Below are 6,339 nucleotides of genomic sequence, written 5' to 3' on the forward strand. Positions count from 1 at the left end.
GTTACATATTGATAAACAAGCGGCCGGGTTGAAGCGATGTTTTATGTGGTTATTTTGTATAAAATAGCCACACTTTTTTTTAGCTATTTATTACAGAACAATGATGCCAAGCAATATATTTGCAGCACTAGAAAAATTAGGCCTCAGCCCACAAAAACGTGCCCTCCATATTCAATTTTCTCAGCCTGCCTTAAATACCGATGTTTTTTTACAGCGCATCGACGGTGAACACCAGCTCAATGACGGTTTACATGCCGAACTGATCTGTCTTTCGACCAATGCCCAGATTCCGTTAAAACAGTTTATCGGCGCGCAGGTTGCCGTCGATCAGGTCACTGACCAAGGCCAGCTGTTTCGCAGCAGCGGTATTATCACCGCAGCCGCGCAAGGCCAAAGTGATGGCTCTCTGACGCTCTATAAACTCACACTAGAAGATCCGACCGCACTCTGGCATAAACGCCGTAACAGCCGCGTGTTTATGAATAAAAGCGTGCGCGAGGTCAGTGAGATCTTATTTAAAGAATGGCAAAACAAAAGCCCGCTCTTTGCCGCCAGCCTGACCCTGGACTTAACCGGACTGACCCAGGAACTGGATGTGCGTCCCTTTATCATGCAGTCCAATGAAACCGACTATGACTTCCTGACCCGACTCTGGCGCAGTGAAGGGATTAACTGGCTGATTGATGAAGCCCAGTTACAGGTCGTACATTCCAGCAGCCCGCTTCAGGCCCAGAAATTACGCCTGATTGATGACAACAGCCAGTACAGCGCCTTAAATCGTCGCAGTATCCGCTTTCATCGCTCCAGTGCCACCGAACAATTAGACAGCATCACCCAGTTGATTGCCCAGCGCAGCCTGCAACCCACTGCCGTACATCTGCAACGCTGGCAGTCAGACAGCCTCAGCCAGGAAGAAGGTGCCGGTTCAGTGCAAAGCAAACACCAGCACAGTCATAATCAGGACAATGCCAGCTTGAGCCTGGAACAAGCCTGGCAGATCAGCCCGGCCTGGATGCAGGATTTAAATGGCGAAGATCAGGCCACAGCCTCTTCCAACAACCAGCTGGACAAGCTGAACCAGAACCTCAGTCACTACCACGACCTGCAATCCAAATACTTCAGCGCCCATTCCACCGTCCGTGATGCTCAGGTCGGCTACTGGTTTGAACTGAATGAACACCCGGAAATTGACCAGCACAGCGCAGCCGACAAAGAATTCTTAATTACCGGCAAACAGTTCTATAACCAGAACAACTTACCTAAAGACCTCAATCAGCAGATCAACCAGCTACTCAGCCAGAGCCACTGGCATAGCCATTTTAGTTTTCAACAAAAACAACACCCGGATGAACGTCAAGGCAATACCTTAACCCTGCAACGTCGCAACATCCGCACCGTCCCGGAATACCATCCACTACAGCACCGACCAGCAGCCCATCCGCAGCGTGCTCGGGTGGTGGGACCTGCTGGCGAAAGCATCCATGTCGATGAATGGGGAAGGATTAAAGTCCGTTTCCTGTTTACCCGCAGTGATGACCATCAGCATGATGGCGGGGCCGGCAGTAATGACAATGACACCGATTCCGCCTGGGTCGATGTACTGACGCCTTGGGCCGGAGAAGGCTACGGGGCACGTTTCCTGCCACGGATTAATGAAATTGTGGTGATCGACTTCTTTGACGGTAACATCGACCGGCCTTTCGTGGTTGGTCGTTTACATGAAGCAGAACGCTCGCCAACCCAATTCGACCAACAAGGCCAACTACCCGACACCAAAAAACTCAGCGGGATCCGCTCACAGGAAATTGAAGGCAGTGGCTTTAACCAGCTGCGTTTTGATGATACTCCGAAGCAGATTTCTGCCCAGCTGCAAAGCAGCCATGGTGCGACCCAACTGAACCTGGGGAACTTGAGCCATCCGAAAGCCAGCGCTGAAAGTGATGGCCGTGGTGAAGGTTTTGAACTGAGAACCGATCAGTGGGGTGCAGTACGTGCTGGAGAAGGCTTACTGATTTCGACCCATCCACAGGCACAAGCCGAAGGCAATCATCTTGATACCAGTGAGGCCAAATCCCAGATTGAAGGCTCACTGAACAATGCCCAAGCTTTAAGTGAAGTGGCCAAAAACCAGCAGACCGATCCTTTAGAAGTTCTCGATAACTTAAAGAACTTCTTAGAGCAGATCGAACAGCAGGATGAAAATAAAGCTGCTGCTTTTAAACAGGCCTTAATGATTCTTAGCGCACCAAACTCTATTGCGTTGAGTAGCCAGCAAGATGTGCATCTCTCTGCCGATGGTCAGATCAGCCACAGTGCCGGAGAGAGTATTAACCTCAGCACGCAGCAGTCTTTGATTGCCCATGCCAGCCAGAAACTAAGCCTGTTTGCAGCCCAAGACGGTGCACGTTTATATGCGGGTAAAGGCAAAGTCGAGATTCAGGCACAGGGTGATGGTGCAGATCTGATTGCAAGAAAGGGTGTGCAGATTATTTCGACGGAAGATGCGGTCTATATTACCAGTCCAACCGAAATTAACCTGACCGCTGGCGGTTCACAAATCAAGATTAATGGCTCGGGGATTTTTCCGACCACGGGTGGCAAGTTTGAGGTGAAGGCGGGGCAGCATAGTTTTGTTAGTGGAGAGAAGCTAGTAGTTGATTTACCTAGTTTCCCTGAGTTAATTACTAAAAAATTCACCAAAAAATTTATTGCAAGAAATGATATAGGGAAACCAATGCCTAATATTAAATATATGGCATTTTTTGAAAGTGGAAATATTGAAACTGGTAAGACGAATGCCAAGGGTGAAACTACCCTGTTTCAAACGGATATCCAAGAAAAAATATTTATACATTTTGATACTACCTTTGATTCAAATATAAAATTTAATGAAGAGTAAAGATATGTCTTTCACAGCAAAATTTATTATTAGATATCGACATCAAGCAGGACATTGGGAAAATTTCGATGGAGCCAAATATAGGATTGTTGCCTCAAGTGGTAAGATATTGAAGGAAAATTTATTAACCTCTTCTACAGGGGAAACAATAGTCATATCAACTGAAAAATCAGAAGATATTAGGGTAGAGTTATTTAATCTAAAAACAAATACCTATGATATACCAACTTATGTGGTTAAAAATTGCACTGAGAATACGCGAGAAAAAACGAGTATAAAAACCGTAAACGTTGAAAAAGGATATATTCAAGTTAAATTTACAGCACCTAAAGCTATAAATTTAGATAAGAATATTAAATACCATTTTGAATTTAAGCCAACAGGTGAAAAAGGGATCATAACGCTCTCTAATAGTCTTAAAAATGGATTAACAAAAACATATACAACTGAGCCTTCAAGCCTTTTAGATGGTGGTTATCCAAAACAAGTTAAAGCAAAATTTATAAAGCTATTTACAGATGTAAGTCCATTAGCACGAATTCATCTTAAAGTTGTGAAAAAAGATGGTAAAGAATCAAATGAGATATCAACTACTTTTGCACCACGAGTCATTCCTATAGGATCTAAGTTCCATTACAGAGAAATATCATTAGAAAAAGTCTTTTGGGAAGATAAAACAGAAGAAGCTGTTAAAGAAAGTAAGACAGTAGCACAAAGATTGAATGAATATAGGAAAGTGGTAATTAGTATTAGTAGAGTCGCGGGTACCACTTATCAACTCGAACGAAAAGACTTGGGAGAGCTTATTGCTCCAAATTTAAATTCTCAAAATGCAGTAACTTGGCAAGATGGTAAAGAAATAACGATTAGAATACCGAAGAAATTTAAAGGTATTTTAATTATTAAAAATTATAAAACTAAGAAGGCTATAGCAACAATAAATGTAGCTAAATTTCCAAATGAGAATGAAACAATATCTTTTGGACAGAGTAAATTTGAATTACCAAAGCCACCCTCTAGTGGTGCAAAAAAATTGATGGAAGATGCACAAAAAGGTGTTAAGGATGCACCACAACAAAAAGCTGAATTTTTAACATATACTATTTCAACTAATTGTAATGATCAGAAGTTTAGAGAAAAGTATGATCTAGAAGATCTAAAAACTTGTAGCGATAAAGAGTTTGCAATAATTGTAAATGCAATTTTTACAAATTTTGTATGGGATAATGGGATTGTACCTGTATTTTCAGCAACAGTAACAGGAACCACAGACATTGCAAAGAATGCACTTAGAGATAATTATATAAATAAATATTTAATACCCTTTTTTAAAAATATAGGTGTTGCTGCTAAAGATATTCTAATCGCTGTCAAAACTCAAAATAAAACATTGATGTTGTTTTTTTTGGGGCTTTCTCACTTACGTTATCAAATGAATATGAATGCAATTCGGCACCTCAAGAAAAAGATGGTTATGAACAATATTCCTGTAAAGGAGCCTATTACGTGGAAATCAATAAAAACAGGTGCATTAATAGGTTTTTTTATTGTAGCAACTTCAGAAGTTATTGAGCATTTATCAACTGATAAAGCAAATAAAGATTGGACAAATCTAATTTCTACTCTTGTTGGAGTAGCGGTTAAAACAGTTATAGGTACCATACTTACAACATTGGTTACTTCTTTTATTCTTACAGCTTTCGTGGGTGTCACAGCTCCATTCGTAGCTGTGTTAGCCGTTGGATTAATAGTTGGTTTTGTAATAGGATTTCTTATTGACGCTCTCGATAGTTATTATTTAAATTTCACTGGTGGAATAAAATACCTTTTAAACAAAGTTCAAGATGGTTTTGCTGGCAATATTAAGAAACTAATTGAATCTATAAGTAAGATAGTTGGTATTAATTATACGATACCAAATTGGTTATTAAATTGAGGTTTTTATGAAGAAATTTGAATTAATTAATAAGTCAATTTTTATAATTTCTTTTTTTTCACTTTTGGTTTTTTGGTCTTATGTGCAATTTGGATATTTAAAATACTTGTTAGCTAGTATTTTTTTGGGTTGTATTTTCTTAGTATTAGGTCGTATTAATTATAAAAAATACTATTTTAAATATGTTTTATTAATTTTTTCAATTATTTTATTTTATTCTTTTGGGGCTATTTATTTAACTGTAAAAAATGGATGGTTTGAAATTTTTGTTTGCTTGCTTGTTTTTATGGTGATTGATTTGTATTTATCTATTGGTAAAATTAAAGATATGCAACATAAGTATAAAAATAATAGTATCATTGATGATAATCTTGATCAGTTTTCATGTGACTTTGAGTTGGCAAATGGAAAAGTTTGGGGTGATGGAAGATTTTTTAAAATTATATTCGTTTCATATGTATTTGTGATTGGTCCTTATTTTATTATATTGAATCCTTTATATAGATTTGATGCTGGTGAAATGATGAATGGGATAAAATCAAATTTATATATGTATGCAGTAATTTTATTAATTCTAGTTGTTTGGGAGTATACATTGAAAAGAATTTATTTTTTTAGTGGTCTTGAATATAAATTTAAAAATGAGTGAAATATAAAAAAAGCCCTTACGGGCTTTTTTCAAATTAATGATTGTATCGGACTTCCACCCAACGCCTGCAATAAAGTTACATAAGCATTATATTGACTCTGACGGGTTTGCACCAAAGACAAACGGGCATTACGCGTGGTTTCCTGTGCATCTAACAGATTTTTTAACGCCACTGCGCCGTTACGATAACGGACTTCAGTCAACCGTTCAGACTTTTCCGCAAGTTCGACATTACGTGCCTGTAAGGGCTTTGTTGCACAAAGATTTCATAACTATATGATTTTAAAATTTTTGATTATTTTTTGATCCAAAATTAAATTTATTTAAATCAGATGCTTACATATTTATGCAACAAAGCCATTATAGGAATATTAAAGAAACGGTAATCCCCCCTAAAAATAATAGGATCTAAAAGTAGAATTTTCTCTTAAGATACGAGCAGGAGATTCTGCATGAAAACATCTAAATTTACTGACAGTCAGATCATGTCCATCTTGAAACAGGCAGAATCTGGCACACCTGTAGCGACCCTTTGCCGTGAACACGGCATGAGTAATGCCACGTTTTATAAATGGCGTGCCAGATATGGCGGTATGGATACCTCATTGATGGCTCGACTGAAAGAGCTGGAAGCAGAAAATACCAGACTTAAAAAGATGTATGCGGAAGAGCGATTAAAGGCCGAAATCATCCAGGAAGCGATGGCAATGGCAGCACTGCTGCGCAAGGGTAAAGCCATCTTGCCGGCGTAAGATGGCACAACAGGCAGTTGCCCAGCATGCCATTAGTATTCGTTTGGCTTGTAAAGCATTTGGCATTAGTGAAACCTGCTACCGCTATCAAGCCAAACTCAGC

At 39.4% G+C, this 6,339-nt stretch carries 3 protein-coding genes and 2 pseudogenes; 4 read left to right on the forward strand and 1 reads right to left on the reverse strand.

Going from position 1 to position 6,339, the window contains the following annotated elements; all coding sequences use genetic code 11:
• The first annotated feature begins 100 nt into the window (after window positions 1–100).
• Genes FTT64_RS13180 through FTT64_RS13190 form a run of 3 tightly spaced genes read left to right on the forward strand, consistent with a single transcriptional unit; the run spans window position 101 to window position 5,484 of the window.
• Window positions 101–2,899, forward strand: a complete 2,799-nt coding sequence (locus FTT64_RS13180) for a type VI secretion system Vgr family protein (RefSeq protein WP_373685949.1) — start codon at window positions 101–103, stop codon at window positions 2,897–2,899.
• Window positions 2,900–2,903: 4 nt separating this feature from the next.
• Window positions 2,904–4,835, forward strand: a complete 1,932-nt coding sequence (locus FTT64_RS13185; RefSeq protein ID WP_168397149.1) for a sodium/proton-translocating pyrophosphatase — start codon at window positions 2,904–2,906, stop codon at window positions 4,833–4,835.
• A gap of 7 nt (window positions 4,836–4,842) precedes the next feature.
• Complete coding sequence (locus FTT64_RS13190; protein ID WP_168397148.1) at window positions 4,843–5,484, forward strand: hypothetical protein; 642 nt, start codon at window positions 4,843–4,845, stop codon at window positions 5,482–5,484.
• A 29-nt stretch (window positions 5,485–5,513) separates the two neighbouring features.
• Here the strand turns inward: FTT64_RS13190 and FTT64_RS13195 are convergent.
• Window positions 5,514–5,729 (reverse strand): annotated as a pseudogene (locus tag FTT64_RS13195) (TolC family protein); the annotation flags it as partial.
• Between the two features lie 207 nt (window positions 5,730–5,936).
• Here FTT64_RS13195 and FTT64_RS13200 point away from each other — a divergent pair.
• Window positions 5,937–6,339, forward strand: a pseudogene (locus FTT64_RS13200) (transposase); the annotation flags it as partial.

The organism is Acinetobacter sp. Q186-3 (assembly GCF_013420655.1).
GTDB classification, from domain to species: Bacteria; Pseudomonadota; Gammaproteobacteria; order Pseudomonadales; family Moraxellaceae; genus Acinetobacter; species Acinetobacter indicus.